22 protein-coding genes are annotated in these 26,663 nt (G+C 68.8%); 11 read left to right on the top strand and 11 right to left on the bottom strand.

Annotated features, from left to right (window positions below; translation table 11 throughout):
• Positions 1–19 precede the first annotated feature (19 nt).
• Genes ABZS29_RS14360 through ABZS29_RS14340 form a run of 5 tightly spaced genes read left to right on the top strand, consistent with a single transcriptional unit; the run spans position 20 to position 5,260 of the window.
• Complete coding sequence (locus ABZS29_RS14360) at positions 20–1,312, top strand: ABC transporter substrate-binding protein (RefSeq protein ID WP_355461871.1); 1,293 nt, start codon at positions 20–22, stop codon at positions 1,310–1,312.
• On the top strand, positions 1,312–2,229 hold the full coding sequence (locus tag ABZS29_RS14355; RefSeq protein WP_355461869.1) for a sugar ABC transporter permease: 918 nt from the start codon (positions 1,312–1,314) through the stop codon (positions 2,227–2,229). The genes ABZS29_RS14360 and ABZS29_RS14355 overlap by 1 nt, the downstream gene beginning before the upstream one ends.
• Positions 2,226–3,038, top strand: a complete 813-nt coding sequence (locus tag ABZS29_RS14350; protein ID WP_355461867.1) for a carbohydrate ABC transporter permease — start codon at positions 2,226–2,228, stop codon at positions 3,036–3,038. Before ABZS29_RS14355 ends, ABZS29_RS14350 begins: the two co-directional genes overlap by 4 nt.
• 3 nt (positions 3,039–3,041) lie before the next feature.
• Positions 3,042–3,968, top strand: coding sequence for a carbohydrate kinase family protein (locus ABZS29_RS14345; RefSeq protein ID WP_355461865.1), 927 nt, complete (start codon positions 3,042–3,044; stop codon positions 3,966–3,968).
• Positions 3,965–5,260, top strand: a complete 1,296-nt coding sequence (locus tag ABZS29_RS14340; protein ID WP_355461863.1) for an alpha-glucosidase/alpha-galactosidase — start codon at positions 3,965–3,967, stop codon at positions 5,258–5,260. The genes ABZS29_RS14345 and ABZS29_RS14340 overlap by 4 nt, the downstream gene beginning before the upstream one ends.
• Here ABZS29_RS14340 and ABZS29_RS14335 read toward each other — a convergent pair.
• The 6 genes from ABZS29_RS14335 to ABZS29_RS14310 form a co-directional block, all read right to left on the bottom strand.
• Positions 5,224–6,180 carry a nitronate monooxygenase gene (locus ABZS29_RS14335; protein ID WP_355461862.1) on the bottom strand — a complete coding sequence of 319 codons (957 nt, stop codon included), beginning with the start codon at positions 6,178–6,180 and terminating at the stop codon, positions 5,224–5,226. The two genes, ABZS29_RS14340 and ABZS29_RS14335, sit on opposite strands and share 37 nt — an antisense overlap.
• Positions 6,181–6,231: 51 nt before the next feature.
• Positions 6,232–7,674, bottom strand: coding sequence for an amidase (locus tag ABZS29_RS14330; RefSeq protein ID WP_355461860.1), 1,443 nt, complete (start codon positions 7,672–7,674; stop codon positions 6,232–6,234).
• A 96-nt stretch (positions 7,675–7,770) separates the two neighbouring features.
• Positions 7,771–10,701: a preprotein translocase subunit SecA gene (gene secA, locus ABZS29_RS14325; protein WP_355461858.1), complete on the bottom strand. Its 2,931-nt coding sequence runs from the start codon at positions 10,699–10,701 to the stop codon at positions 7,771–7,773.
• Positions 10,702–10,885: 184 nt separating this feature from the next.
• On the bottom strand, positions 10,886–12,082 hold the full coding sequence (locus ABZS29_RS14320) for a crosslink repair DNA glycosylase YcaQ family protein (RefSeq protein ID WP_355463188.1): 1,197 nt from the start codon (positions 12,080–12,082) through the stop codon (positions 10,886–10,888).
• Positions 12,083–12,134: 52 nt separating this feature from the next.
• Positions 12,135–12,917, bottom strand: coding sequence for an AfsR/SARP family transcriptional regulator (locus ABZS29_RS14315; RefSeq protein ID WP_355461856.1), 783 nt, complete (start codon positions 12,915–12,917; stop codon positions 12,135–12,137).
• 12 nt (positions 12,918–12,929) lie between these two features.
• Positions 12,930–14,240, bottom strand: a complete 1,311-nt coding sequence (locus ABZS29_RS14310; RefSeq protein WP_355461854.1) for a winged helix-turn-helix domain-containing protein — start codon at positions 14,238–14,240, stop codon at positions 12,930–12,932.
• 158 nt (positions 14,241–14,398) lie between these two features.
• On the opposite strand from ABZS29_RS14310, the gene ABZS29_RS14305 reads away from it, so the two are divergent.
• A complete protein-coding gene (locus tag ABZS29_RS14305) occupies positions 14,399–15,205 on the top strand; it encodes a serine protease (RefSeq protein WP_355461853.1) in 807 nt (268 codons plus the stop codon).
• 62 nt (positions 15,206–15,267) lie between these two features.
• On the opposite strand, the gene raiA is transcribed toward ABZS29_RS14305, so the two are convergent.
• The 5 genes from raiA to mtrA form a co-directional block, all read right to left on the bottom strand.
• Entirely contained in the window at positions 15,268–15,891 is a 624-nt protein-coding gene (gene raiA / locus ABZS29_RS14300; RefSeq protein ID WP_355463186.1) for a ribosome-associated translation inhibitor RaiA, read from the bottom strand.
• A 251-nt stretch (positions 15,892–16,142) separates the two neighbouring features.
• Positions 16,143–16,826 carry a phosphoribosyltransferase family protein gene (locus tag ABZS29_RS14295; protein WP_355461852.1) on the bottom strand — a complete coding sequence of 228 codons (684 nt, stop codon included), beginning with the start codon at positions 16,824–16,826 and terminating at the stop codon, positions 16,143–16,145.
• A 70-nt stretch (positions 16,827–16,896) separates the two neighbouring features.
• Entirely contained in the window at positions 16,897–18,690 is a 1,794-nt protein-coding gene (locus tag ABZS29_RS14290; protein ID WP_355461850.1) for an LpqB family beta-propeller domain-containing protein, read from the bottom strand.
• The gene (gene mtrB, locus ABZS29_RS14285) at positions 18,687–20,369 is read right to left on the bottom strand and encodes an MtrAB system histidine kinase MtrB (protein ID WP_355461848.1); all 1,683 of its coding nucleotides are present in this window, start codon (positions 20,367–20,369) and stop codon (positions 18,687–18,689) included. Before mtrB ends, ABZS29_RS14290 begins: the two co-directional genes overlap by 4 nt.
• Before the next feature lie 89 nt (positions 20,370–20,458).
• Positions 20,459–21,136: an MtrAB system response regulator MtrA gene (mtrA, locus tag ABZS29_RS14280; RefSeq protein WP_141859693.1), complete on the bottom strand. Its 678-nt coding sequence runs from the start codon at positions 21,134–21,136 to the stop codon at positions 20,459–20,461.
• A gap of 213 nt (positions 21,137–21,349) precedes the next feature.
• Here mtrA and ABZS29_RS14275 point away from each other — a divergent pair, with 213 nt between their 5' ends.
• Genes ABZS29_RS14275 through ABZS29_RS14255 form a run of 5 tightly spaced genes read left to right on the top strand, consistent with a single transcriptional unit; the run spans position 21,350 to position 26,402 of the window.
• Positions 21,350–22,366 carry a hypothetical protein gene (locus ABZS29_RS14275; protein ID WP_355461846.1) on the top strand — a complete coding sequence of 339 codons (1,017 nt, stop codon included), beginning with the start codon at positions 21,350–21,352 and terminating at the stop codon, positions 22,364–22,366.
• Positions 22,363–22,998, top strand: coding sequence for a DUF4129 domain-containing protein (locus tag ABZS29_RS14270; RefSeq protein ID WP_355461844.1), 636 nt, complete (start codon positions 22,363–22,365; stop codon positions 22,996–22,998). The genes ABZS29_RS14275 and ABZS29_RS14270 overlap by 4 nt, the downstream gene beginning before the upstream one ends.
• On the top strand, positions 22,995–24,152 hold the full coding sequence (locus ABZS29_RS14265; RefSeq protein ID WP_355461842.1) for a DUF4350 domain-containing protein: 1,158 nt from the start codon (positions 22,995–22,997) through the stop codon (positions 24,150–24,152). The genes ABZS29_RS14270 and ABZS29_RS14265 overlap by 4 nt, the downstream gene beginning before the upstream one ends.
• Positions 24,139–25,110, top strand: coding sequence for a MoxR family ATPase (locus ABZS29_RS14260; RefSeq protein ID WP_355461840.1), 972 nt, complete (start codon positions 24,139–24,141; stop codon positions 25,108–25,110). Before ABZS29_RS14265 ends, ABZS29_RS14260 begins: the two co-directional genes overlap by 14 nt.
• A complete protein-coding gene (locus tag ABZS29_RS14255; protein WP_355461838.1) occupies positions 25,110–26,402 on the top strand; it encodes a DUF58 domain-containing protein in 1,293 nt (430 codons plus the stop codon). Before ABZS29_RS14260 ends, ABZS29_RS14255 begins: the two co-directional genes overlap by 1 nt.
• Positions 26,403–26,663 lie beyond the last annotated feature (261 nt).

Raw genomic sequence — 26,663 nt, 5'->3', positions numbered from 1 at the left:
CCTGTACCTGGAGACCGTCATGTCTCAGCATGCTCCTGTCCTGACCCGCCGCGGCATCCTGCGCGCCGCCGCGGCCGTCACCGCCACCGGTGCGCTCGCCGCGTGCGGGAAGAACGACGACCAAGCCACCGGCGGCGTCGTCGACGTCGAGCTCTGGCACGGCCAGGTCGACACCGGCAAGGCCGCGATCGATGCCTTGATCAACGAGTTCAACCGGACCCATCCGGGGATCCGGGTGAACGGCGGTGGCGGCGGGGTCACGGCGGACAGCATGCTGCAGAAGGTCACCGCGGGGCTGGCGGCGGGGTCCTTTCCGGATATCGCCTACATTTTCGGATCGGACCTCGCCAGCCTGACCCGCAGCCCGAAGATCGCCGACCTGTCCGGTGCACTGCACCTCGACGACTACTGGCCGGCGGCGCGCGACTCGGTCACCGTGAAGGGCAAGGTTCGGGCCGCGCCCGCGCTGCTCGACTCGCTCTGCCTGGTCTACAACAAGAAACTCTTCGCCGCGGCCGGACTGCCCGCGCCCAAGCCCGGCTGGACCTGGGACGACTTCATCGGTACGGCGAAAGCCCTCACGAACCCGGCCAAGGGCGTGTTCGGTACCGGCTGGCCGGGCGTCGGGGACGAGGACACGGTCTGGCGGCTGTGGCCGATGATCTGGGACCTCGGCGGCGACGTCGCCACCGAGGACGGCAAGAAGGTCGCCTTCGACCAGGTCGGCGCCCAGGCCCTCGGCACGCTCGACCGCCTGCGCACCGACAAGTCCCTGTACGTCGACCCGAAGCCGGGCAGCGAGCAGCTCTACCAGGTGTTCCTCGGCGGCCGGATGGGCATGGTGGCCACCGGCCCCTGGCAGCTGCCCGACCTCGCCGACAAGGGACTCGAGTACGGCGTCGTCCCGCTCCCGACGTACTCCGGGAAGCCGGTGACGATCTCGGGGCCGGACACCTGGACGGTCTTCGACAACGGCAAGGCCAAGGTGAAGGCAGCGACCGAGTTCGTGAACTGGCTGATCCAGCCGCAGCAGGACATCAAGTGGGATGTCAAAGGCGGCAGCCTGCCGCTCAGCAAGGCGACCGCGGCCACTCCGGAATGGACCAAGCACGCGGGCGAGACCAACGGGCTCAAGGTGTTCGTGGACGCGCTCGACTCGGCCCGGGTCCGCCCGACCATCACCGGCTACCCGAAGATCTCGCAGTTCCTCGGCGAGGCGATCGTCTCCGTGCTGCTGGGCAAGAAGAGCCCGGAGGATGCGATCAAACAGGCCGTCGACCAGTCGAACGCCATCCTCGCGGTGCCGAACTGATGGCCAGTGTCGTCGGCACGTTCACTCTCGATCCGCGCACCAAACCGAAGCGCCGGCTCAACAGTGAGAACGCGACCGGGTGGGCGTTCGTCAGCCCGTCGGTGCTGCTCATCCTCGGACTGAGCGTCGTACCGGTGGTGTGGTCGTTGCTGCTGTCGTTCCAGATCAACGACCTGGTGTCGCCGAGCGAGTGGGTCGGACTGGCCAACTACAAGGCGCTGGTGCAGGACCCGAGCTTCGGTGCGGCGGTCAAACATACGCTGCTTTACACCGTGCTCTACGTGCCGCTGAGCGTCGTCGGCGGTCTCGCGATCGCGATCGCCCTCGACCGCAAGATCAAGTTCATCGGGCTCTACCGGACACTCGTCTTCGTGCCGTTCGTGGTCTCCGCGGCCGCGCAGGGCGTGTTGTTCTCGTTCGTTCTCGATCCTGAGTTCGGCGTCGCGAACTCGTTGCTGCACAAGGCCGGACTGCCCGCGCAGGGCTTCTTCGGCGATCCCGGTCAGGCGCTTCCACTGCTGGTCGTGATCTCGTTGTGGAGCGGTACGGGGTTCTGCGTGATCGTCTATCTTGCCGGCCTGCAAGGGGTTTCGGGCGAGCTGGTCGAGGCAGCACGGATCGACGGCGCGGGACGATTCGCCGTACTGCGGCATGTCGTCATCCCGACGTTGTCGCCGGTCACCGTGTTCCTGCTGCTCTTCCAGACCATCAATGCATTGCAGCTCTTCGACCTGGTCTTCGTCACCACCAAAGGCGGACCGCTCGGGTCGACGACGGTGATCGTGTACTTCATCTGGGAGAAGGCATTCAAGAGCTTCACCGCGGGCTATAGCGCAGCGGCGGCGTACGCGCTGGCCGTTGCCCTGCTGGTGGTCGGGATCGCCCTGCAGATCTCACGGCGCCGGGCCGCCCGATGAAGCGGCCGAGTGCTTGGCATCTGTTGCTGGCTCCGCTGGCATTGTTGTTCGCGCTGCCGCTGCTGTGGCTGCTCGTCAGCTCGGTGATGAGCAACGCGGAGATCAACCGCTTCCCACCCGCACTGATCCCTTCGAAAATCGATCTGGGCGGCTACCGGTACGTGCTCGGCAACGCGCTCTTCCCGCGCTGGTTCGTGAACTCGATGATCGTCTCGGCGGTCGCGGTGACCGCGAACCTCGTGCTGGGTTCGCTCGGCGGCTACGCGTTCGCGCGGATCCGGTTCACCGGGTCGAAGCTCGTGCTCGGGATGATGCTGGCCACGATGGTGATCCCGTTCCAGCTGACGATGATCCCGACCTTCCTGGTGATGAAGAGCCTCGGCCTGATCGACACGCTCGGCGCGCTGATCGTGCCGTCGCTGGTGACGCCGCTGGCGGTGTTCCTGTTCCGGCAGTTTTTCGTCAGCCTGCCGCGGGAGCTCGAAGAGGCGGCCGTGATCGACGGGTGCGGACGACTCCGGATCCTCGTCTCGATCGTGCTGCCGCTGGCGCGGCCGGCGCTGAGCACGGTCGCCGTACTGACCTTCCTGGCGACCTGGAACGACCTGACCTGGCCGCTGATCGCCATCAACAGTGACACCAACTACACGCTCCAGCTCGGACTGACCACCTTCCAAGGCCAGCACCACACCCAGTGGGCGGCAGTGATGGCGGGCAACGTCATCACCGTGCTGCCGGTCCTGCTCGGGTTCCTGCTGGCTCAGAAGGCGTTCATCCGCTCGCTGGCCTCAACTGGACTCAAAGGCTAAGAAATGACATATGACTTGTTAGTGATCGGCGACGCGAATCCCGACGTGGTCGTCGGGCCCGTCGACCAGCCGATCCTCTTCGGCCAACGGGAGCGCCTCGTCCCGTCCGGCGCTCTCCTGCTCGGCGGCTCGGCCGCGATCATGGCTTGTGGCGCGGCCCGGCTCGGCCTGAGCGTGGCGTTCGTCGGCCGGGTCGGCGCCGATCCGGCCGGCGACTTCGTCCGTACGGCGCTCGCCGAGCGCGGCGTCGATGTGTCGGCAATGATCGTGGACCCGGCACTCCCGACCCCACTCACCACCGTGCTCACGTCGGGCGAGGATCGCGCGATGCTCACCTCCCCCGGCTGTCTGCCGGCCACCACGGCGAACGACGTACCGACTGCGCTGTTGCGTTCGGTGCGGCACGTGCACGCGGCGTCGTTCTATCTGATGCCGGAGTTGGCGGCTGGGCTCGCCGGTCTCTTCAAGGAAGCGAAGGCGGCGAAGGCGACCACGTCGCTGGATCCGAACGACGATCCGTCCGGGCGGTGGGACCGGATGGTTCTCGACCCGGTACTGCGGGTCACCGACTACTTCCTGCCGAACGCCGCCGAGGCGAACTTGCTCACCGGGCACCCGGCGACCACCGACGCGGCCGGGATCCTGGCCCGGCGCGGTCCGCTCGTCGTCGTGAAGGACGGCGCCAACGGCGCGCTGGCCCACGACGGGACGAAGGTGACGAAGGCTCCGGCGCTCGAGGTGGAGTTCGTCGACGCCGTGGGTGCCGGGGACAGCTTCGACGCCGGCTTCGTCGCGGCTCGGCTGAACGGCTTCAGCCGGGCGCGCGCACTGGCGATCGCGGCCGCGTGCGGCTCGCTGTCGACACGGGCTGCCGGCGGCACCGCCGCTCAGGCCGATTGGGAACTAGCGCTGGGGAGCGTGACCGCATGACCAAGATCGTCTTCGTCGGCGCCGGCAGTGTCGTGTTCACGCAGGGGTTGCTGGCGGACCTGTTCGGATTCGACCTCGGGCCGGTGCACATCGCCTTGCACGACATCGATCCGGAGCGCCTCGACACAGCGGCCGGAGCGGCGGCGTACATCGCGTCGGAGCGTGGCGTGACGCCGCGGATCACGACGCACCTCGACCGGCGGGCGGCGCTGGAAGGCGCCGACTTCGTGATCAACATCGTCCAGGTCGGCATGAACGCCGCGACCAAGGTCGACTTCGAGATCCCCGCCCGGTACGGCGTTCGGCAGACGATCGGCGACACGCTCGGAGTCGGTGGGGTGTTCCGGGCGCTGCGCACGTTCCCGGTGCTGCGCGGGCTGGCCGCCGACATCGCCGCGGTCTGTCCGGACGCCTGGCTGCTCAACTACACCAACCCGATGGCGATGAACGTCTGGTACCTGCAGGCGCTCGGCCTGCGCAAGGTAGTCGGCCTGTGCCACTCGGTCTATTGGACGATGCACGATCTGGCGGCGCTGGTCGGCGTACCGTTCGACGAGGTCAACTACCTCGCGGCCGGCGTGAACCACCAGGCGTGGGTGCTGCGGTTCGAGCGTGACGGGGTCAACCTGTACGACCGGCTCGACGAGGTCATCGACGCGGATCCGGAGCTGCAGCGGCGGGTACGAGTGGACATGTACAAGCGGCTCGGGTTCTATCCGACCGAGACGAGTGAGCACTCGTCGGAGTACGTGCCGTGGTATCTGCAGCACGACTCCGAGATCGAGCGGCTGCGGTTGCCGGTCGGCGAGTATCTGGGGATCGTCGCGGAGAACCTGGCGTCGTACGAGCGGACGCGCGATGCGCTCAAGGCCGGCGAGCCGCTGCCGGTCGAGGGGACGATGGAGTACGCGCCACAGGTCATCCACAGCATCGTCACCGGCACCCCGCGGACGATCTACGGCAACGTCCCCAACACCGGGTTGATCAGCAACCTTCCGGCCGGAGCGGTGGTCGAGGTTCCTTGCCTGGTTGACAGTCTGGGCGTCCAGCCGACGACGGTCGGCGCGTTGCCGGCCCAGTTGGCGGCCTTGAACAAGGGCTATCTGAACGTCGCCGAGCTCGTCGTGCGGGCGGCGATCGAGGAGGATCCGCGGTCGATCCGGCAGGCCGTGATGGCCGATCCGGCGACCGCGGCCGCCCTACCGGTGGAGCAGATCTGGGCGCTCTGCAACGAGCTGGTCGATGCCCATAGCAACTACTTGGCGCCGTCGTTGAGGGCCGCCCTGAGGTAGTCCCGGTAGCCCGCGAAGCCGTCGAGGACCTCGGCGGCCGTGGGCCTTCCGGTGATCGCACCGACGCCTTGCCCGGCGTAGATCGAGGCGCGCGTGGTGTCCGCGGCCTTGCTACCTTCGACGTAGTCGGTGTGACCGGTGTCGTCGGTCTTGAGCTCCTGCTCGCGGCCTTCCCACTGATCGAAGTAGGCGTTGCGCAGTGCCCGGCCGCCGAACTCGTCCGGCCAGCCGGCCCGCGACGCGGCGTCGAAGACCGTGCCGTAGACGGTGTCCGTCTCGTCGGCCTCGATCACGCGCTGCGCGACCGGTTCGGAGGTCAACCCCTCGACGCAGGTGAGGAACGCCGTACCGATCCAGCCGCCGACGGCGCCAGCAGCCAGTACGGCGGCCAGCCCGCGAGCGCCGGAGATCCCGCCACCGGCGAGCACCGGGCGGTCGGTCAGGTCGAGGATCGCTTGGAGCAGCGGCAGTGTGCCGACCGCATTACGCCCATGCCCGCCGGCCTCCGCACCGCGCGCGACGATCACGTCCACCCCGACGTCGATCGCCTCGCGTGCGTCCGCCACGGTCCCGGCCTGCGTCGCCACAACGATGCCGGCTTGCTGGAGCGGACCGACGTACGGGGCGTAGTTGCCGAAGCTCAGGGAGACGAGGTCGGGCTTGAGCTCCAGCACGGCTTCGAGGTGCTCCGGCCGCGCGTCGACCGACCACGCCATCAGGCCGATGCCCCACGGCTTGCCACCCGCCGCGGCGATCGCGCCTTCGGTGCGAATCCAGTCGGCCGTCACGGCGGACCCGGCGCCGAGCATCCCGAGTCCACCGGCGGCCGAGATGGCGGCAGTCAGCCTGCCGCCGCTCACATTCGCCATCGGTGCGCCGATCACCGGGACAGCGAGTCCGAACTTCTCCTCGAGCCACATGTTCCCAGCGCACCACATCAGCGCCCCTCGACGCCATGTCCCACACCACAACTACCTCGGTGCCTGGAAACCGCCGATCTGCTGCTCGAGCAGCTCGGCCAGTCGCAGCGGCGTACGGTCCTCGAACATCGGACCGATCAGCTGCACCCCGACCGGCAGTCCTTCAGCAAACAGCCCAGTCGGTACGGCGGTCGCGGGCAGACCGGGCATCGTGGCCAGACCGGCCCAGACGAGCTGGTCGAAGAACGGGTACTCGACGCCGTCGATATCGAGCCGGCAGGCCAGCAGATCGGGGTTGTGGTCGTGCGGGAACGCCGGAGTCGGCGTGACCGGGCAGACCACGGCATCGAACTCGGCGAACAGCTGCCGCCAGCCGTGCCGGTGCAGTTCCCGGCGGTGGTTCACCTCCATCCAGTCGCGGTGGCTGAGCACCAGGCCGCGCAGCCGTGCCGCGTCGAGGCTCTGGTCGTCCGGGTCCAGCTCAGCGGCGCGGTTCTGCAGCTCCTCGATCGGGAACCGCGCGATCGAGCCTGAGAACAGCAACTGCGTGTAGAGCGAGGCGGCTTCGGCCAGGTCGGGCAGGAGCGTCGTGCGTCGCTCGACGCGAGCACCGCCATCGGCAAGGGCGCCGGCCACCCGGTCGACGCCCGCCCGCACCGCGTTTCCGGTTGGGATGAACGGATGCTCGTCGAGAACCAGGACGCGGAAGTCGCTCAGCTGCTCGTGCCGTGCGGGCGGCAGCCGCAGCTCGTAGGCGATCCCGCGCGTGAGTGGATCCGGCCCGGCCATGACGTCGAGCAGCAGCTCGAGGTCGCGGGCGGAGCGTGCCATCGGACCGACTACGGCCATGTCGAGGTCGACAGGCAGGGCCGGCTCGCTCGGCAGCACCATGCCGCGGTTCGCCACCAGCCCGAGGGTCGGCTTGTGTCCGTAGACACCGCAGAAATGAGCCGGGGTGCGCAGGGAGCCCCCGATGTCGGTTCCGATCGACAAGGCGCCGAATCCGGACGCCAGCGCCGCAGCTGATCCGCCAGACGACCCACCCGACGTACGAGCGTGATCCCACGGGTTGTTCGTCGTGCCGTAGAGCTCGTTGGAGCTCTGCAGACCCGTCAGCCCCTTCGGCACATTGGTCTTACCCAGCAGCACTGCACCGGCATCCTTCAACCGCGACACCTGTACGGCGTCCTCCGCCGGCACGTAGTCGCGGTGCTCCGGCAACCCCCAGGTCGTCGGCAGCCCGACGACGTCGTAACACTCCTTGACCGTCACCGGTACGCCGAGCAGCGGCCGGTCCTCGCCACGAGCACGCGCATCGTCAGCAGCTCGCGCGGCAGTGCGGGCGCGGTCGAAGTCCCGCACGCAGATCGCATTGATGGCTTTGTCGTCACGCTCGATGGCGGCGATCGCCTCGTCGGTCAGTTCCACCGAGCTCACCTCGCCGGCGCTCAAGGCGGCGGTGAGCTCTTCGGCCGTTCGCAAGTTCCAGTCCATGCGGAGGACCGTAAAGGCAGGTCGGAGAAGCCATAAAATCTTCTTCCGCACAACGCGAAAAGGGCCGGTCGCCCGGCCCTTTTCTCCAGCTGTGCGTCAGAACTTGTAGGCGTCCGACGCGGGGTCGCCGTGGCAGCGCTTGTACTTCTTGCCGGAGCCACACGGGCACGCGACGTTCCGCGGGGTGCCGGCGTACATCAGGGAGCCCTCGTCGACGGCGTCGCCCATCACCGAGACCTCGTCGTCCCCGTCGATGGTCGGGGCCGAGTAGGTCAGGCGCTGGGGCTTCTTGTCACCGGTCAGGCCCTTGGCGCGCAGCCGCGGGGTGTCCCGCGGACGCTCCTCGTCCTGAACGCGGCCCGGGAACTCCGCCACCGGAGCGCCGGGGGTGAGGATGTCCTCGACCCGGCGGCCCTCGAGACCGGCGCCATCCAGGTCCAGACTGACCCCGGCGGCCTCGGCCTGCGCCGCGGACTCCATCTCGGCCCACATGGCCTCGACGTCGACCTCGACGTTGAAGATGAAGGCGACCGACTCTTCCTTGATCGACTCCATCATCGCGGCGAACATGTCGTAGCCCTCACGCTGGTACTCGACCAGCGGGTCGCGCTGCGCCATCGCGCGCAGGCCGATGCCCTCGCGCAGGTAGTCCATCTCGTAGAGGTGCTCGCGCCACTTGCGGTCCAGCACGCTCAGCACGACCCGGCGCTCGAGCTCGCGCATCGCGTCCTCGCCGAGCAACTGCTCGCGCCGCTCGTAGGCCTCCTGGGCATCGCCGAGGAAGCGCTCGATCAGGAAGTCCTGGGTCAGACCGGCCCGCTCACCGCCGGCCTCCTCGATCAGCTGCTCTTCGGTCAGCTCGGTCCCGTACAGCGTCTTCATCGCGGTGAACAGCGCGTCCAGGTCCCAGTCCTCGGCGAACCCGTCGGCGGTCGCGCCCTGGACGTAGCCGGTGACGGTCTCCTCGAGCATGTCCGACACCTGCTCGCGCAGGTCGGCGCCCTCGAGCACGCGGCGGCGCTCGTTGTACACGACGTGCCGCTGGCGGTTCATCACGTCGTCGTACTTGAGGATGTTCTTCCGGGTCTCGAAGTTCTGCGACTCGACCTGGGACTGCGCCGACGCGATCGCCTTGGTGACGATCTTGTTCTCCAGCGGCTGGCTGTCGTCGTCGTTGCGCGACATCGCCCAGTCGACCATCTCGCGCTTGAACAGGCGCATCAGGTCGTCCTCGAGCGACAGGTAGAACCGGGACTTGCCCGGGTCACCCTGGCGGCCGGCGCGACCGCGCAGCTGGTTGTCGATCCGGCGGGACTCGTGCCGCTCGGTGCCCAGCACGTACAGACCGCCGGCCTCGCGGACCTCGACCTGCTCGTCCTTGACCTGCTTCTCCCACTTCTCGAGCACCGACGGGTACTCCGCCTCGTACTCGTCGGGGAACTCGGCCGGGTCGATACCGCGCGAGCGCAGTTCCTTGTCGGCCAGGTGCTCGGGGTTGCCGCCGAGGATGATGTCGGTACCACGGCCGGCCATGTTGGTGGCCACCGTGACCGCGCCCTTGCGTCCCGCCTCGGCGACGATCGCGGCCTCGCGCGCGTGCTGCTTCGCGTTCAGCACCTCGTGCGCGATGCCCTCCTTGCGGAGCTGGTTCGACAGCCGCTCGGACTTCTCGACGCTGGTCGTACCGACCAGGATCGGCTGGCCGGTCTTGTGCACCTCGACGATGTCCTTGACCACCGCGTCGAACTTGGCGTCCTCGGTGCGGTAGATCAGGTCCCGCTCCTCGACCCGGATCATCGGCTTGTTGGTCGGGATCGGCACCACGCCGAGGCCGTAGACCTTGGAGAACTCGGCCGCCTCGGTCATCGCCGTACCGGTCATGCCGGCCAGCTTGTTGTAAAGCCGGAAGTAGTTCTGCAGCGTGATCGTCGCGAGGGTCTGGTACTCCTCCTTGATCTCGACGCCTTCCTTGGCCTCGATCGCCTGGTGGAGCCCCTCGTTGTAGCGGCGGCCGTGCAGCGTCCGGCCGGTGTGCTCGTCGACGATCAGCACCTCGTTGTCGACGACCACGTAGTCCTTGTCCTTGCGGAACAGGTCCTTGGCCTTCAGCGCGTTGTTCAGGTAGCTGATCAGCGGGGTGTTGGCCGACTCGTACAGGTTGTCGATCCCGAGCCGGTCCTCGACCTTCTCGATACCGCGCTCGAGGATGGCCACGGTGCGCTTCTTCTCGTCGACCTCGTAGTCGGCGACCGGGCGCTGCTCCTCGGGGACCTTGTCGTCGGCGATCCGCGGCTTCAGCACGGTGGCGATCTTCGCCATCTCGACGTACCAGCGCTGGGAGTCCTCGGCCGGGCCGGAGATGATCAGCGGCGTCCGGGCCTCGTCGACCAGGATCGAGTCCACCTCGTCCACGATCGCGTAGTTGTGCTCGCGCTGGACGCAGTCCTCGATGCTGGAGGCCATGTTGTCGCGCAGGTAGTCGAAGCCGAACTCGTTGTTCGTGCCGTAGGTGATGTCCTTGGCGTAGGCCACCCGCCGCTCGGCCGGCGACATCTCCGGCAGGATCACGCCGTAGTCGAGGCCGAGGAAGTGGTACACCCGGCCCATCCACTCCGCCTGGTACTTGGCCAGGTAGTCGTTCACCGTGACCACGTGCACGCCCTTGCCGGACAGCGCGTTCAGGTACGTCGGCAGCGTTCCGACCAGGGTCTTGCCCTCACCGGTCTTCATCTCGGCGATGTTGCCCAGGTGCAGCGCCGCGCCGCCCATGATCTGGACGTCGTAGTGGCGCTGGTGCAGCGTCCGCTTGGCCGCCTCCCGGACCACGGCGAAGGCCTCCGGCAGCAGCGCGTCCAGCGACTCGCCGTTGCTGTGCCGCTCCTTGAACTCCGCGGTCTGACTCCGCAACTCCTCGTCGGTCATCCCGACGAAGTCGTCCTCGATGGAGTTGACCACTTTCGCGATGCCCTGGAGCTGACGCAGGATCTTGCCTTCGCCGATCCGCAGGACCTTGTCGATCACCTTCATGGTGGGGAGTTCTCTCCTTGCTGCTGTCGCCTGGTTGCGGCCGATCGATACAGTCGGGCACGGCCCGCTGCCACGGCGTGCGACCCCCATCGTACGGGGCCAGGTGTGCCAAGCCACGCCCGCAGCGTGCCCTCGCCCGTAACACACCCACGCTCAGGCGGGCGGAAAAGTTCCCGTTGCCGCCTCAGGAACCTCGCAGGGCGTCACTGAGCGCTGGCGCGAGGTCACCGCCACCGGCCACCCGGACCTGCTCCAGACCCATCCAGCCCGCCATCTGCACCAGCTCGGCCGCCAGCTCCTCGGCCGTCTCGGCCGGCGCCTTCGGCTCGGCGTGCGCCGACTGGACCAGCAGCACGCCGGCCGCCCGGTCCGCCTTCAGGTCGACCCGGGCCACCAGCCGATCGCCGAGCAGGAACGGGAGCACGTAGTAGCCGTAGATGCGCTTGTCGGCCGGCACGTAGATCTCGATCCGGTAGCGGAAGTCGAACAGGACCTCGGTCCGGGTCCGCTCGAACACCAGCGAGTCGAACGGGCTGACCAGGGCCCGCGTGTTCACCCGCCGGGGCAGCCGCGCGTCCCGGTGCAGGTACGCCTGGCGCTTCCACCCGTCGATCTCGACCGGCAGCAGCTCCCCCTCTTCCACCAGCTCCTGAATCGCCTGCGCGGTCGGAGCAGGCGCCGTACGGAAGTAGTCCTTGAGGCATTGTGCGGTCGCCACCCCATGAGCGCGGGCCGCGATCGACACCAGCCCGCGGTGCGCTTCGTCCAGGGTCGGCGTCGGCGTGTCCAGTACGGCGGCCGGCAGCACGCGCTCCGGTACGTCGTACTCCCGCTCGAACTGCTGGTTCCGCCGAGCCACCGTGACCTCCCCGGCGAAGAAGAGGAACTCCAGCGCCCGCTTCACGTCCGACCAGTTCCAGCCCCAGTTCTCCCGGGACCGCTCCACGTCGTCGTCGATCTGCCGCGCCGTCAGCGGACCGTGCTCGCGGACGTCGGCCAGCACCTGCTTGACCAGATCCGGACGCTCGGCCGCGATCGACCGCGGCCCGCCCCACGCCTCCGTGGTCGCCCGCGCCATCCGCCACCGCATCAGCGGATGCGTCTCAACCGGGATCAGTGACGCCTCGTGCGCCCAGTACTCCACCAGCCGCCGCGGCGCCTTGCCGGACGCCTTGTCGAGCAGGGCTCGCGGATAGGGACCGAGTCGTGAGTACAACGGCAGGTACTGCGCGCGGCTCAGCACATTGACCGAGTCGATCTGCAGCAAGCCGATCCGCCCCAGCACCCGGCCGAGCGCCCGCGCGTCGGGCACGCCCTTGGGTCGCGGGTCCATGAACCCCTGGGCGGCCAGCGCCACCCGCCTGGCTTGGGCCGTCGACATCACCTGCGTGCTCACGTGCACGATGGTGCCAGGCGCCGCCGACAAAATCCGTTCAAGCGGGTCCGCGCAGCAGACTCAGGTCCCCAGCGGCGATCCGGCGGTTCAACTCCTGCAGCTCGTACGACGGCGGCCGGCCGTTCAACCGATGCAGTCGCTCCGAGATCTCGGCGTACTGGCGCATCGCGTCGTACTGGCGGCCGGTCCGGTACAGCGTCAGCAGGAAGGTCGCTCGCAGGTTCTCCCGGAGCGGATGCCGGGCGACGTGCGCCGCCAGGTCCGGCAGGATCTCGTGATGAAGGCCGCGGTTCAGCTCGATCTCGTAGCGCAGGTCCATGACGTCCAGCCGCGCCTCCTCCAGCCGCGCGCGGACCGGATCGAAGAGCGGACCGTTGTGCCCCTCGAGCAGGGGGCCGCGCCACAGGCCGAGCGCAGCGCGGATCCGGTTGGAGGCCTCCAGCAGATGGTCTCGCGCGCGAATCTCCGGAACGCTGCGGACCAGGTCCTCGAAGACGAGCAGGTCGATCCGGTCCCGGGCGGCGCACAGCATGTAGCGGCCGTCGGAGAGCTGGATGAGGACGCCTTCACTACCCGGCGGGCGCTGCGGATCGAGCAGATCGCGCAGCGCGATGATGATCTCCCGGGTCAGCTCCGGCCCGTCGTCCGGAGTCGCGTACTGCCAGCCGGCGAGCAGCAGATCCGTCATCGGCACCGGCTCGTTCGGGTGCAGTAGCAGCCCGGCCAGCAGTCGCTGCTGCAGCGGAGACCCGAGATTCAGCGCAACGTCACCGCGACGGACCCTGAGCGGCCCCAGAACGTCGTACCGAACGTCACTCATCAGATGCAGAGTTTAGGTCGTCCCAGGGTCCCGAGCGGGCGGCAGAACAACCAAGAACGTCGCCACGGCCTCGGGCAACGGCGACGGGAAGAGTCCGCGGTCGCCCAGGTCCGCGATGCTGGTGAAGCGGCCTTGCTCTTCCCGGCTGGCGACGATCAGCGCAGCGTGCTGCGCGGTGACGCCCGGGATCCGGGTCAGGACGCCAGGCGGTACTTCGTTGGGATCGATCAGGCCGCCGTCGTCGTACTCGCGGTGCAGGTGTGGGAGACCGATACCGAGGCTGCGGGCGTAGTCGGCGTCGCTCTCGATCACCTGCCGGGCACGGAGTCGCTGGTTCAGCGCAGCGAGGGCGCGGATGCGACGGACGGAGACCGGGGCGACGCTGAAGGCGAGGTGAATCGTGCCGATCACTGTGACGAGCAGGATCAGCACATACCCGAGGTTGTTGACCGCACCGGCGCCGTCCTCGGCTCCGATGAGGAAGAAGACCGCACCGGCCAGCCACATGACCAGGTAGAGCGCAGCGAACTGCGTGAGTGCCCGGCTGCGGCGCAGGTACGCGACAACGGCCATCAGCACACCGGCACCGAGGCCCAGCGTCACAAGGCTGATCAGTACGGCGACGATCTTCATCAGCACACGTCCTGACCTCGGACGCTGCGGCGGGATCAGATCCGTCATGGCAACCGGCCAGCCGCGGCCCAGCGACCAGTCTCGGCCACCACGGCGCAGCACTCCGACCTGGCTGGTCGCGGTCTGTTCAGCTCCGGTCTGCTCCGGAGCGGTGCGCACGGTCCCCGGTCCGTCGAGCTCCGCGTCCACCTCGGCCCGTAGCTCGGTCAGACGCTGGCGAGCGTCGTCGAACGCCGTACCGGTGAAGCCTTCGAAGGGCTCCCCGCGCCAGAGGCTCAGTGCCTGCTGGAGCTGCTGTGAAGCCTCCTCCGACTGACCGGACTGCCGGAGCGAGCGGGCCGAGCGGACCTGTGTCTCGAAGTCGTCGGCATCCGAGCCGCCAGGTGCCACCGCCAGGCGATAGCCGCCGGACTCCAGCACCAACAGCTCACCGGCGCTTCTGGGCGCCCGGTCCGGCTCCAGCACTCGGCGCAGACCAGCCACATACTTCTGTACGACGTTCGTCCCGTTGACCGGCGGTTCGTCACCCCAGACCGCGTCGATGATCCGTGCGGTCGGCACCACCTGGTTCGGCGTCGCCAGCAGTATCGCCAGGACGGCCTGCTGTTTGGCCGGTCCCAGCTGGAGCTCCTCCTGCCCACGGGTGACTCGCAGAGGTCCGAGCACTTCGAACCGAGGTACAGCGCTCACCGGGGCTCCTTCGAGGTGGGTCGGCGCGCAGTCTATCCGCGCTTGGTCATAACTCCGGTATTACCGCAAGTGAGAGGTGTGCTACGGGTGGTAGCCGGGAGAGGGTCGTCGAGGAGGTCGTGCCGCCCGCACGGCCCCTGAGCCCTGGAGTGTGAGGCATGACAAGAAGACTGCAGGTGGTGCGCGCCGTTGTGGCCGCTGGAGCGTTGACCGCGGCGTCGCTCGGCGCTGTCGCGAGCGCTGCGGCCGCCGCGCCGACGCCGGACGGGCCGAAGACCCGGATCGTCGGCGGCACGATCGCGCACACCGCGGACACGCCCTGGGCGATCCAGCTCTCCAACAGTGGCTCTCCGGCCGCGTCCGAAGAGTGGTGCGGCTCCACACTGGTTGCGGCGAACAAGATCGTCACCGCCGCGCACTGCGCCCAGGAGGACGCGGCGACGTACACCGCGATCCAGGGCCGCGATGTCCTCACCGACAAGTCCACCGGCAAGGAATCCAAGATCAGTGCCATCTGGGTCGACCCGGAGTACGGCAAGCAGCCCGGGCACGATGTCGCCGTGATGACGCTCGCCACGCCGTTCAGCGGCGTACCGACGCTGGCTCTGGAGACCGACAAGGCAGCTGACACCGCAGGCGCGGCGTCGGTGGTGTACGGCTGGGGCGCCACCGAGGGCACCGGCCCGGAGGACACCTTCCAGAAGGTGGATGCGCCCGTCCTGGGCGACGCCTACTGCGAGAAGGCCTATGCGAGCGAGGGCTACACCGCCGCCGGTGAGATCTGCGGCGGCTTCGAGCAGGGCGGCAAGGACTCCTGCCAGGGCGACTCCGGCGGACCACTCGTCCTGAACGGCCGACTGTTCGGCGTCGTGTCGTGGGGCGTCGGGTGTGCGGACGCCGGCAAACCGGGTGTCTACGCCGAGGTGGCGACCTACGCGACCGAACTGCAGGCGCAGATCGGATAGACCTTCACAGGGGAAGGCGAAAGGGCCGGGTTCCGCGAGGAGCCCGGCCCTTTCTGTGCTCGCTAGACCGCCAGGCGGATCACGCCGTAGTCGTAGCCGCGCCGCCGGTAGACGACACTCGGCTGGTTGTCGTCGGCGTCGACGAACAGGTAGAAGTCGTGCCCGACCAGCTCCAGCTCGTAGAGAGCCTGGTCGAGTGACATCGGCTTGGCCGTGTGGGTCTTCTCGCGCATCACCAGGGGACCGTCCCCCGTGACGGTCAGCGAGCCGACCTTGTACGTCGCCACCTCGTCCTCGGCGACGGTGTCCTCCACGACCGGAGCACCGGCGTTGACCGGCTGCTTGGCGTTCAGGTGCCGCAGGCCCTCCGGGGTGCGCCCGCCGTGCACGCGGCGGCGGTCGGCCGCCTTGCGGACCTGGGCGCGGAGCCGGTCCAGGCAGACGTCGAAGGCTGCCTGCTTCGTTTCACCGCACGCTTCGGCCCGGACCACCGGACCCTTGGTGTACATGGTGAGCTCGACACGCATCGCACGATCGTGCTGTCGCGGGTTCTTCTCCTGACTGACTTCCACTTCACACCGCAGTACCCGATGATCGACCTTCTCGATTCGCTCGAGTTTTTCCTCGACGTACTGCCGGAAGCGGTCACTGACCTCGCAGTGATGACCCTTGACAACGACGTCCACGGAAACCTCCATCGATCGGCGACTTCTTGTTACGTCTCCGGACCCCCGACGGCACGGAACTCGAACTCCTTGGTGAATGGGCTACAGATGCTGGGGCGCCCGAAACGAAAGACACCCGTCACCGAGCCGGTCGGAGTCCGTGGCCAGGAACCCGGCTGATCCGGTCCTGCGCCACATCCCTGCCCGACAAGCCCGAACGGGTGTCATAGGCCAACGCTAGTCGGCTTCGGCGAAAACCGGTAGGGAAGTTCTCATGAACCAGACGGCGATCGTCTCGGGGTCGCGGCCAGCACGGCACAGCCGAGCACCGGAATTCCCCGTGATTCCACGGCGCGGCAGGCTTCCGCGAGCGTGGAACCGGTCGTGATCACGTCGTCGACGACCAGGATCGGTTGATCCGTCAGGTGTTCAGCCCAGCGCGAACGGAGCCCGAAAGCCCCGGCCAGGTTGGCCGTACGGCGTTCCGCGGACAAGCCGGCCTGGTCGTCGGGACGCCGTACCAGCCGGAGGGCGGGTGCGACGCGGACGTCGATTCCCTGTCGTTGCAGCGTCCGGGCAGCGGCCCGCGTGATCCGGCCGAGCGGATCGTGTCCGCGCTTGCGGACGGTCCCTCGTGCGGACGGCACCGGCACCAGCCACGCGCTCCGGTGCTCGCCGAGGGCGGCTCCGACGGCCGTGGCCAGCGCGGCACCGAGCGGACGCGCCAGCGGGTACCGCGCGTGCTCCTTGTGCGCGATCACGAGCCGCCGCACCTGATCGCCGTACGGCGCGGCCGCGGTCGGCGGCGCCAGGCCGGCCGGCCGCGGATCCGGCCAAGCACGGAACGGAGTCAGCCGACTCAGTAGCCCTCGGCAACCATCACACAGGGTGACACCGGGGAGCCCGCACCCGGCGCAGCCGCCTCCGAGCAGCAGATCCACCGCGGCGCCCCACACCAGACCACCTTGACCACTCCCCCGGCCGGCCACAAGCCACCTGCGGCGACCTGTGGATAACCGCCGGAATTCAGCCGGGGTACGTCGGGATCAGGCCGCCGGCGAGCTTGTCGTCGTTCGGCGTCACCCATTCGAGGTCACGCCGCTGCCAGTGGATGTGGCCGTCGGGGTCCTCGAAGACCGGCAGCGTGTCGGGGTTGGGGTTGGAGGCGATGCTCTTGATCCCGAACCCGGGCGTGCCGCCGGGGATCAGCTGCGGATTGGAACCGTCCGGGTTGACGAACCAGGGCTGGGCGGTGGTGCTGTCCTTGGGTTTGCCCGCGACCAGGATGCCGCGCTTGGACCAGGCCGCGTCGGTGATGTCGTTGAGCGGCACCTGGAGGTCGCGCAGGGCTGCCAGCACCAGTCCCTTGCCGCTCTCGGCGGGCTGGATGCTGCCGGTCTGCACGGTGTTCTTGTGGGTCTTCGCGGACTCCAGCACCAGCAGGGCCCGGACGCCGTCCGGCGCCATCCGGAGCACCTTCGGCACGTCGCCGCGGAAGTTGACCGGCACATTCTCGACCGCGCCGTCGCGGGTGCGGACCCGCAGCCGCGGTGTCGAACTGTCGGCCTTGTCCAGGATCCACAGGTTGTCGAGGGCGTCGTAGCTGGGCCGCAGCACCCGGCCCTGGACCCCGATCTCGATCTTCTTGCCCTTGTCGCCGTCGTTGTTCCCGTCGCCGGGCTCGAGCTTCGCGACCGCGACGACCGGCCTGCCTTCGGACTCGGTGACGATCGCGCCCGTGTCGCCGCGCAGGTTCACCGCGAACGACTCGGCGTCGTACTCGTAGAGCTTGCTGGCGTTGAGGTCGCGGGCCGTCTGCTCCGAGGCGCCGTCCAGGCCTTCGACGCGCTGCACCTTGCCGCGGAGCAGGCCGTACAGGGCGGTCGACGCGGTCGTCGGCGCGGCCGGATCGTTGCCACTGACCGACGAGAACTGAATGACGCCGGGGTTGTCCGGCAGCAGCGGCGCACCGTCGACGGTGATCTTGGCCTTGAGGCTGATCTGGTTCAGCGTCCAGACGATCTGCGCGGCCAAGCGCTGCCGGTCGTCGTCCACGAGCTGCCCGGCCACGTCGTTGAGCGTCACGGTCGCCTCGCCGAGCTCGACCGGGACCGACACCTGGATCGCGGTCCCCGGCGGTGCGATGGACACGACGCCGTTGCCCAGCCGCTTGGTCGGGCCCTTCAGCAGCTCCTGGATCAGCTGGGTCGCCGCCTGGCCGGCCGAGAGGTTGTTCTGCGGCAGGTAGACGGGGTCCGGGACCAGCGTCTTGCGGTCGCGCGAGAAGAAGTACAGGTCGCGCGGCGCCAGCTTGATCTCGACCTGGTTGCTGCCCAGCAGCACGCCCGGCGGCACCGAGTCGACCCGCCACTGCCCGTTCAGCTTGACGACCTTGAACAGGAAGTTGGCCGACTCCTTCGGCCCGGCCGGCAGCCACTCGCCCCGGTCGTCGATGGTGGCGATCTTGGTCGCCGTCAGCTCGTAGTCGTGCTCGCCGCGCAGCGGCAGCCCGTCGGTGGCCTGGTCGTAGACGATGGTCTGCGACTCGGGCTTCCACTTCGCCGCGGCCTGCGGCGTCATGTACAGCCGCGCCTGGTCAGAGGCCTGCCGGGAGTCCGACATCGCCTCCAGGAAGCCGTTCACGATGGCCTGCGGACTCGCGCCCTCACGCGGCGGCTTGGCCTCGACACCGACACCTGCGGAGTCCGCGGCCAGCCCCTCGCGGTTGCTGTTGCGGATGGCGCCCTTCGTCGGCACGGTCGCACAACCGGTCACCAGCAGCAGGCCTGCGAGCAGGACCGCGAGCGGACGCCGCCTCACAGCTCCTCACCACCCGTCAGCTTCTGGTACGGCGCTCCGACGTCGACCAGCGACTTCTCCGTCACCACACGTACGGCGTCGGCCGGCCGGGCCGGGAGCGGTGAGCCGGCCAGCGCTACGTCCGGACGGCGCGGCAGCGTCAGCCGGAAGTACGCACCCTCGCCGGGTGAGCCCCAGGCATCCAGCCGGCCTCCGTGCAGCCGGGCGTCCTCCAGGGCGATCGACAGGCCCAGCCCGGTACCACCGGTGGTCCGGGCGCGGGCCGGGTCGGCCCGCCAGAACCGGCTGAACACCATCTCGGCCTCTTCGGGCCGGAAACCGACGCCGTGGTCCCGGACCGCGACCGCGGCCGCGTCGTCGTCGTACGCCGTACTGATCAGGATCGGGAGGCCTTCGCTGTGCTCGATCGCGTTGCCGATGAGGTTCCGCAAGATGCGCTCGATCCGGCGGGCGTCGACCTGCGCGCGGCACGGCGCCGGCATCGCGAGCTGGACCTCACAGCCCTTCCGCTCCAGCAGGGTCTCGTGGTTCTCGAGCACGCGGTTGACGATGTCGCGCAGGTCCACGTCCTCCAGGTCGAGCGCGGCCGCGCCGGCGTCGAACCTGCTGATCTCCAGCAGGTCGGCGAGCAGCTCCTCGAAGCGGTTGAGCTCGTTCTGCAGGAGCTCGACCGAACGGCGGGCCATCGGGTCGAACTCGTCGCGGTTCTCGTGCAGCAGGTCGGCGGCCATCCGGACCGTGGTCAACGGGGTGCGCAGCTCGTGCGACACGTCGGAGACGAACCGGCGCTGCAGCCGGGACAGGTCCTCCAGCCGGCGGATCTGCCGCTGCAGGTTGCTCGCCATCTTGTTGAACGAGACCGCGAGCCGGGCCAGGTCGTCGGTACCGCGGACCTGCATCCGCTCCTCGAGTTTGCCGGCCGCGAGTCGCTCGGCGATCCGCCGTGCCATCCGAACCGGGGTGACCACCTGGCGAGTGACCAGCCACGCCACTGCGCCGAGCAGCACGACCAGCAGCAGGCCGGCGGTGACCAGCGCGCGCTGAACAACGTCGAGCGTCTCCTGCTGCGCGGTGAGCGGGAAGAGGAAGTAGACGGCGTACTTGTCGCGGGTGCTGTCGACCCGCAGCTGCGAACCGATCACCAGCCCCGGCGCGCTGCGGCCGTCGTTGTACTTGATGACTGTGTAGGTGTCCCAGAGCCTGGTGTCGTTGTTGTTGACCGAGGACTCCAGGACCTGCGGCACCGAGTCGCTGTCGACCAGTCCGGTGTAGCGGATCGCGTTCGAGCCGCTGTTGCCGATCGGGGTCAGGACGACGTCGTACAGGCCCGGGCGGTTCGAGCCGAGGACCAGCTGGGACAGCTCCTGGTTGACGATGGTCGAGTCGGCCGCGTTGATGCTGCGGGTCAGTGAGGCGAGCTGCGCGACCGCCTCGGCCTGGGCGCTCTGCCGACGGGACTCCAGCACGCCGTCGGTCACCTGGCTCATCATCACCCAGCCGACGAGCAGCAGCACGACCGTTGACATCAGCAACGTGCCGGTGACGATCCGGGCCTGGATGGAGCGACGCCACAGGTCCGGCCAGTACTTCGGGTGGGTCCGCCAGATCGGTTGCGGGTAGGCATGCCACTCAGCCGCGGCGGCCGTCAGCTCCAGCTCCGCACCGCGCGGCTCGGCCACCACCTGCTCGGGCGGGGCCGACTGGTCCGGCCCCGCCGGCGCGGCGGGGTCGGAGACAGCCTGCGACTCTTGGTCGCGTCCGTACTCGATCAGTCCGCACCAGCCTTGTAACCGACACCGCGGACCGTCACGACGATCTCCGGGTGCTCAGGGTCCTTCTCGATCTTGGAGCGCAGCCGCTGGACGTGCACGTTGACCAGGCGGGTGTCGGCGGCGTGCCGGTAACCCCAGACCTGCTCCAGCAGCACCTCGCGGGTGAACACCTGCCACGGCTTCGAGGCCAGGCAGACCAGCAGGTCGAACTCCAGCGGCGTCAGCTGGATGGTCTCCCCGGCCCGCTTCACCGAGTGGCCGGCCACGTCGATCGTGAGGTCGCCGATGGTCAGCGACTCCGGCCCCGGCTCGTCCATCCGGCGCAGGCGGGCCCGGATCCGGGCCACCAGCTCCTTGGGCTTGAACGGCTTGACCACGTAGTCGTCGGCCCCGGACTCCAGGCCGAGCACCACGTCGACGGTGTCGCTCTTGGCGGTCAGCATCACGATCGGCACGCCGGACTCGGCGCGGATCGCCCGGCAGACGTCGATGCCGTCCATCCCGGGCAGCATCAGGTCCAGCAGCAACAGGTCCGGCTTGAACTCCCGGAACGCCGGTACCGCCTTGTCACCGGTCGCGCACAGATAGGTGTCGTAGCCCTCGTTGCGCAGCACGATGCTGAGCATCTCCGACAACGCGGTGTCGTCGTCGACGATGAGAATGCGGCCCCGCATCGTCCGGTTACCATCTGCCACGCGCTGCTCCTTGCCGTCCGACTCGTCGTGCGCCCGGTGCATGCCGTCCGTGCGCACTACGGATAGTGTCCCATTCCCGGGGTAGTGCACACGCCGGATCGCCGATTGACCCCGGTTTGGGCTGTGATCATGGTGCACGGCCCGGCCGTGCGACAACTCGGGGTGCACCAACAGGGCGCAGGGGAGGCGGACGTGAGCGAGGACATCAGGCTGCACGAGGACCCGGCGGCCGAGCCGCTGCGGCCCTGGCTGCCGGCCGATCTGCTCGACAATGCGGCCCGGACCATCTCCGACAACAAGACGATCATGCTGGGTCTGCCGGTGCTGGCCGCGATCGCGCTGCTGGCCGCTCAGGCCGCGCTGACGGAGGTCGCCGTACCGGGTGGGATCAGTGGGTTCTTCGGTGCGGAGGACCCGTTCGAGCAGGCCGGTGGGGCGTTGCTGCTGACGTACGGCGTTCAGCTGGTGCTGTTCGCGGTCGTGTCGAGCACGCTGGCCGGGATCATCGCTCTGGCGGCAGTGCGCAGCCAGCTGGGTCGTCGGGTCAGTGCACGTGAGCTGCTGCGGCTGGTCCGGCCCGCACTGCCCGCACTGGCGGCCGTGGGCCTGCTGCAGTCGCTGTCGTTCGTCGTACTGATCGGTGGTTGGCTGCTGGCCGTCTTCGGGATCGGTGCCGGCGCAGAGTCCGCGATCTCCGGCGCAGTGGCCGGTGCAGTCGCCGTGACGCTGATGCTGCTCGGGGGACTGCTCGTGCTGATCTTCGGAGTCCGGCTGGTGCTGGCCGGGACAGTCGTGCTGATGGAGGGCAAGCACGCGCCGGACATCGGGCTGTACATCCCGGCGCGGGTCGGGATCATCGGTGCGCTGCGGCGTTCGTGGCAGCTGGTGAAGGGTAAGTTCTGGCGGGTGTTCGGCATCCTGCTCTTCGCGGGTGTGGTCGTGAACATCGTCAGCTACGCGCTGCAGTTCGGTGTGACGACGCTGGTGATCACGGTCGGCTCCTGGGCCGACTCCAGCGACACCTCCGGCGGCACGCTGATCGCGGTCATCGTCGGCGTAGCGGCCGGTGCCGCGACGGTGACGACGCTGATCGCGAGCCTGGCTTTCATGTCCGCCGTACAGGCCTTGGTGTACCTCGACCTGCGGGTGCGGCGTGAGGGCCTCGACCTGTGGATGCGTCCGGCACTACGAGCAGGAGGTACGGCGTGATCTTCGCCGAACCGCCGGTCGACATCACCCGCGACCAGGCCGCCGCCGAAGCCGCGGAGGAGCTCTCGAAATCCGCCTACCGGCAGTCCGGCGGCTCACTGCTCGAGCGTGGCTTGGCCAAGCTGTTCCAGTGGTTCGCCGACCTGCTGAACAGCGTGACCGGCACCTCCCCCGACGGCCACCTCGGACTGATCCTGCTGGTCGCCCTGATTGCGCTGATCGTCGTTGTGGTGCTCTGGCGAGCCGGAGTGCTGCGGACCAGCAAGCAAAGCGGCCAGCGGCAGTCTGTGTTCGACACGTCTCGACCGCGGAGTGCTGCGGAGTACCGGGCACTGGCGGAGCGGGAAGCCGCGTCCGGCGACTACACCTCCGCGATCCGCAGCCGGTTCCGGGCCTGTGTCGCCGAGCTGGTCGAGCGGACTGTGCTCGACGACCGCGCCGGGCGGACGGCGTACGAGGTGGTGGCGGACGCCGGACGGATCGCGCCGACACTGCGCGACTCGCTGCAGCCGGCCGCACTGGCCTTCACCGAGGTTGTCTACGGCAACCGTCCGGGCACACCGCAGCGGTACGCCGTGGTTGTGACCGCTGACGAGGCGGCACGGGTCGCGCGGGTCAAGGTGACCGGATGAGCACGAGTGTGCCGGTCGGCCGGGGCGCCGCGGAGAGCTGGCGTGCGCTGCGGCGGCCGATGCTGATTACCGGCATCATCGTGCTGGCGGCGATCGTCGTACTGATCGCCAGCGCTGCAAGCACTTCCGGGCCGTTCAGCCCGGACTCCACCGAGCGGGACGGTGCGCGAGCGCTGTCGAACCTGCTGAAGAACCATGGTGTGGAGGTGGAGGGGACGGAGTTCCTCTCCGACGCTGTGGAGTCCGGTGCGGGCAAGACACTGCTCATCGGGCCGAACGGCCGGCTGGATCGCGCCGACTGGGAGCGGATCGCGGATGCTGGGTGGACGCATCTCATTCTGATCAGGCCCGGGCAGACCGAGCTCAGCGTGCTCGCGCCTGGCGTCAAAGGCAGCAGTCAGTCGCTCAGCTCGTTCAGCCGGGAGCCGGAGTGCGATCTGCCGGCCGCGGTCAAGGCCGGTACGGCGACAGTCGGCGGATCGACGTACTCCGCACCGCCGGGTGCCGTGGGCTGTTATGGCGACGGCATCAACCACACTGTGGTTCGCGTCGAGACCAGTGGCCGCATCGTCGACGTGGTCGGGACCTCACGCTCTTTCACCAACAGCGAGCTTGCGGACGACGGCAACGCCGCACTGGCGCTCAACCTGATCGGCACGCACCGGGAGCTCACCTGGTACCTGCCGCAGTGGGAGAGCGATGGAGCGGACGACGCTGGTAGCGACGGACCGCCGCTGGTCCCGCCGGACGTCCGCTACGTCGGTTGGGCGCTCGCGTTCGCCGTACTGGTGGTTGCGGTGTGGCGGGGTCGGCGGCTGGGACCTGTGGTCGTGGAGCGGTTGCCGGTGATCGTGCATGCGGCTGAGACGACTGAGGGTCGCGCGCGGCTCTACCGGCGGTCACGCGCTCGCGACCGTGCTGCGGCGGCGCTGCGCGAGTCCGCACTCGGCAAACTGCACAAGGCGCACGGCATCCCCCGACGAGCCGAACCGACCGCAGTGGTTGCCACACTGGCCGCTCGCACCGGGTGGGACCCTCAGACCTTGTACGAAGCGCTCTACGGCATGCCACCGGTCGACGACGCAGCACTGCTGAACTTGTCCGACGTACTCGAGTACTACTGCAGGAGGTCCGACACCCGTGAGCACTACTGAGGTCAGCGCCGACCAGGCCAGGCAGGCGCTGGTCGCACTGCGGACCGAGATCGGCAAGGCTGTTGTCGGTCAGGAGACCGCGGTCACCGCGCTGGTGCTGGCGCTGCTGTGTCGTGGCCACGTGCTACTCGAGGGCGTACCGGGGACCGCGAAGACGCTGATGGTGCGGGCGCTGTCGATGGCGATGCGGCTGGACACCAAGCGGGTGCAGTTCACGCCGGACCTGATGCCGGGTGACGTGACCGGATCGCTCGTGTACGACGCGAAGACGAGTGAGTTCGAGTTCCGGCCGGGGCCCGTGTTCACCAACATCATGCTGGCGGACGAGATCAACCGCACGCCACCGAAGACGCAGGCCGCGTTGCTCGAGGCGATGGAGGAGCGGCAGGTCACCGTCGACGGCGTCTCGCGCAAGCTGCCGGTGCCGTTCGTCGTGGCCGCGACACAGAACCCGATCGAGTACGAAGGGACCTACCCGCTGCCGGAGGCGCAGCTGGACCGGTTCCTGCTCAAGGTGACGCTGGACATCCCGCCGCGGGACGCCGAGATCGCCGTACTGGCTCGGCATGCGCACGGCTTCGACCCGCGTGACCTGGAGGCGGCCGGTCTGCGGCCGGTGGCTGGTCCGGAGGACCTGCTGGCCGGACAGAACGCCGTACGGCGGGTTGCGGTGCGGGAGGACGTCCTGGCCTACGTGGTCGACCTGTGCCGGGCGACGCGGCAGTCACCGTCCCTGCAGCTCGGTGTGTCACCGCGTGGTGCTACTGCGCTCCTGCACGTGTCGCGGGCGTGGGCGTGGTTGTCGGGTCGGGACTACGTCATTCCGGACGACGTGAAGGCCATGGCGCGTCCTTGCCTGCGGCATCGAGTGCAGGTGCGGCCGGAGGCCGAGCTGGAAGGTGTCAGCGCGGACGCGGTGCTGGAGAGTGTCCTCGCGACCGTGCCAGTGCCACGCTGATGGTTCTCACAGGCAGGGCCGGCCTGCTGGCTGGTCTCGGGGTGGTGTTCGTCGCCCTGGTGATGCCGAGCTGGTCCGGTGTCGGTGTGGTCGTCGGCGCGGTCTTGTTGGTGTGCCTGGTTGATCTGCTGCTGGCGGGGTCGCCGCGGCGGCTCCAACTCACGCGTGAGGGAGACACCGCCGTACGGCTTGGTCAGGAGGCTGTGGTTCACCTTCTGGTCGCGAATCCGGGGCGGCGGGTCCGCGGGCTGCTGCGGGACGCGTGGCCGCCGTCGGCCGGCGTACTGGATCCTCCGCACAAGCTGGACCTGCCTCACGGCGAACGCCGGCGTTTGACGACGCACCTCGTGCCGACGCGCCGCGGTGACCGCCACGCGGATCGCGTGACGATCCGATCGATCGGTCCGCTCGGTTTTGCCGGCCGTCAGGGTGGACATCAGGTTCCGTGGACTCTGCGGGCGTTGCCTCCGTTCAACAGTCGCAAGCACCTGCCGTCGCGCTTGGCGCGACTGCGCGAGCTGGACGGTCGTACGGCGCTGCTCGTGCGCGGGCAGGGGACCGAGTTCGACTCGCTGCGGGACTACGTGCCGGGCGACGACGTCCGCAGTATCGACTGGCGTGCGACCGCTCGCCGGGGGAACGTCGTACTGCGCACGTGGCGTCCGGAACGCGACCGTCAGGTCGCCATCGTGATCGACTCGGGTCGCATGTCCGCCGGCCGTGTCGGCGACGCGCCCCGCCTCGACCACGCGATGGACGCGGCTCTGTTGCTCGCTGCCCTCGCCACTCGCGCTGGCGACCGCGTCTCCTTGCTGGCCTGCGATTCCGCCGTACGGGCTGATGTACGACGTCCTGCGCCGGAGGACGTCCTGCCCTCCTTCGTGAACGCCCTGGCGAACGTCGAGGCCGAGCTCGTGCAGACCGACTTCCGGGTCGTCGTCTCCCAAGTCCTGGAACGCCTCGGCCAGCGCTCCCTCGTCGTACTGCTCACCGGTCTCGACCCCGCCGTCATCGAGGAGTCCCTGCTCCCCGTCATCGGGCCGCTCCTGCGCCGCCACGTCATCGTCCTCGCCTCGGTAGCCGACCCCCGCCTGACCGAACTCGAGTCCACCCGCACCGACCTCATCGACGTCTACAACGCCGCCTCCGCCGCCCGAACCCGCCTCGACCGAGACCGCGTCACCGCAGTCCTCACCCGAGCCGGCGTCACCGTAGTCGACGAAAACCCCGACCACATCGCCCCCGCCCTAGCCGACACCTACCTAGCCCTCAAAAAAGCCGGCCGCCTCTAACCCCCTCCCCGCCCGCACAATTTGAACGGATAACCCCCGAAGTTGCCCGTTCTCCCCCTCATATACGAGCGGAGAAGCGTGCACTTCAGCGGATATCCGTTGAAATGCACGCAGGGCGAAGGGCCGCGGACGGTGGCTGGCGGCGCGGGCAGGGCGGTCGGCCACCCATACCCCCATCCCCTCGCGTTCGACGTCACATGAACGGATAACCCCCGAAGTTGCCCCTTCTCCCCCTCATATACGAGGAGAGAAGGGTGCATT

This window comes from Kribbella sp. NPDC005582 (assembly GCF_040605415.1).
GTDB lineage: Bacteria > Actinomycetota > Actinomycetes > Propionibacteriales > Kribbellaceae > Kribbella.
The sequence above is the reverse complement of the archived record's forward strand: the minus strand, read 5'-3'. Positions and strand labels throughout refer to the sequence as shown.

What these genes read in the sequence shown, in the direction of transcription:
- ABZS29_RS14345 (WP_355461865.1), top strand. Translation starts at nt 3,042, where the DNA reads ATGACATATGACTTGTTAGTGATCGGCGACGCGAATCCCGACGTGGTC.
- ABZS29_RS14360 (WP_355461871.1), top strand. Translation starts at nt 20, where the DNA reads ATGTCTCAGCATGCTCCTGTCCTGACCCGCCGCGGCATCCTGCGCGCC.
- ABZS29_RS14330 (WP_355461860.1), bottom strand. Translation starts at nt 7,674, where the DNA reads ATGGACTGGAACTTGCGAACGGCCGAAGAGCTCACCGCCGCCTTGAGC.
- ABZS29_RS14315 (WP_355461856.1), bottom strand. Translation starts at nt 12,917, where the DNA reads ATGAGTGACGTTCGGTACGACGTTCTGGGGCCGCTCAGGGTCCGTCGC.
- ABZS29_RS14255 (WP_355461838.1), top strand. Translation starts at nt 25,110, where the DNA reads ATGGTTCTCACAGGCAGGGCCGGCCTGCTGGCTGGTCTCGGGGTGGTG.
- ABZS29_RS14265 (WP_355461842.1), top strand. Translation starts at nt 22,995, where the DNA reads ATGAGCACGAGTGTGCCGGTCGGCCGGGGCGCCGCGGAGAGCTGGCGT.
- secA (WP_355461858.1), bottom strand. Translation starts at nt 10,701, where the DNA reads ATGAAGGTGATCGACAAGGTCCTGCGGATCGGCGAAGGCAAGATCCTG.
- ABZS29_RS14340 (WP_355461863.1), top strand. Translation starts at nt 3,965, where the DNA reads ATGACCAAGATCGTCTTCGTCGGCGCCGGCAGTGTCGTGTTCACGCAG.
- ABZS29_RS14350 (WP_355461867.1), top strand. Translation starts at nt 2,226, where the DNA reads ATGAAGCGGCCGAGTGCTTGGCATCTGTTGCTGGCTCCGCTGGCATTG.
- ABZS29_RS14335 (WP_355461862.1), bottom strand. Translation starts at nt 6,180, where the DNA reads ATGTGGCTCGAGGAGAAGTTCGGACTCGCTGTCCCGGTGATCGGCGCA.
- ABZS29_RS14320 (WP_355463188.1), bottom strand. Translation starts at nt 12,082, where the DNA reads ATGTCGACGGCCCAAGCCAGGCGGGTGGCGCTGGCCGCCCAGGGGTTC.
- mtrA (WP_141859693.1), bottom strand. Translation starts at nt 21,136, where the DNA reads ATGCGGGGCCGCATTCTCATCGTCGACGACGACACCGCGTTGTCGGAG.
- ABZS29_RS14355 (WP_355461869.1), top strand. Translation starts at nt 1,312, where the DNA reads ATGGCCAGTGTCGTCGGCACGTTCACTCTCGATCCGCGCACCAAACCG.
- ABZS29_RS14305 (WP_355461853.1), top strand. Translation starts at nt 14,399, where the DNA reads ATGACAAGAAGACTGCAGGTGGTGCGCGCCGTTGTGGCCGCTGGAGCG.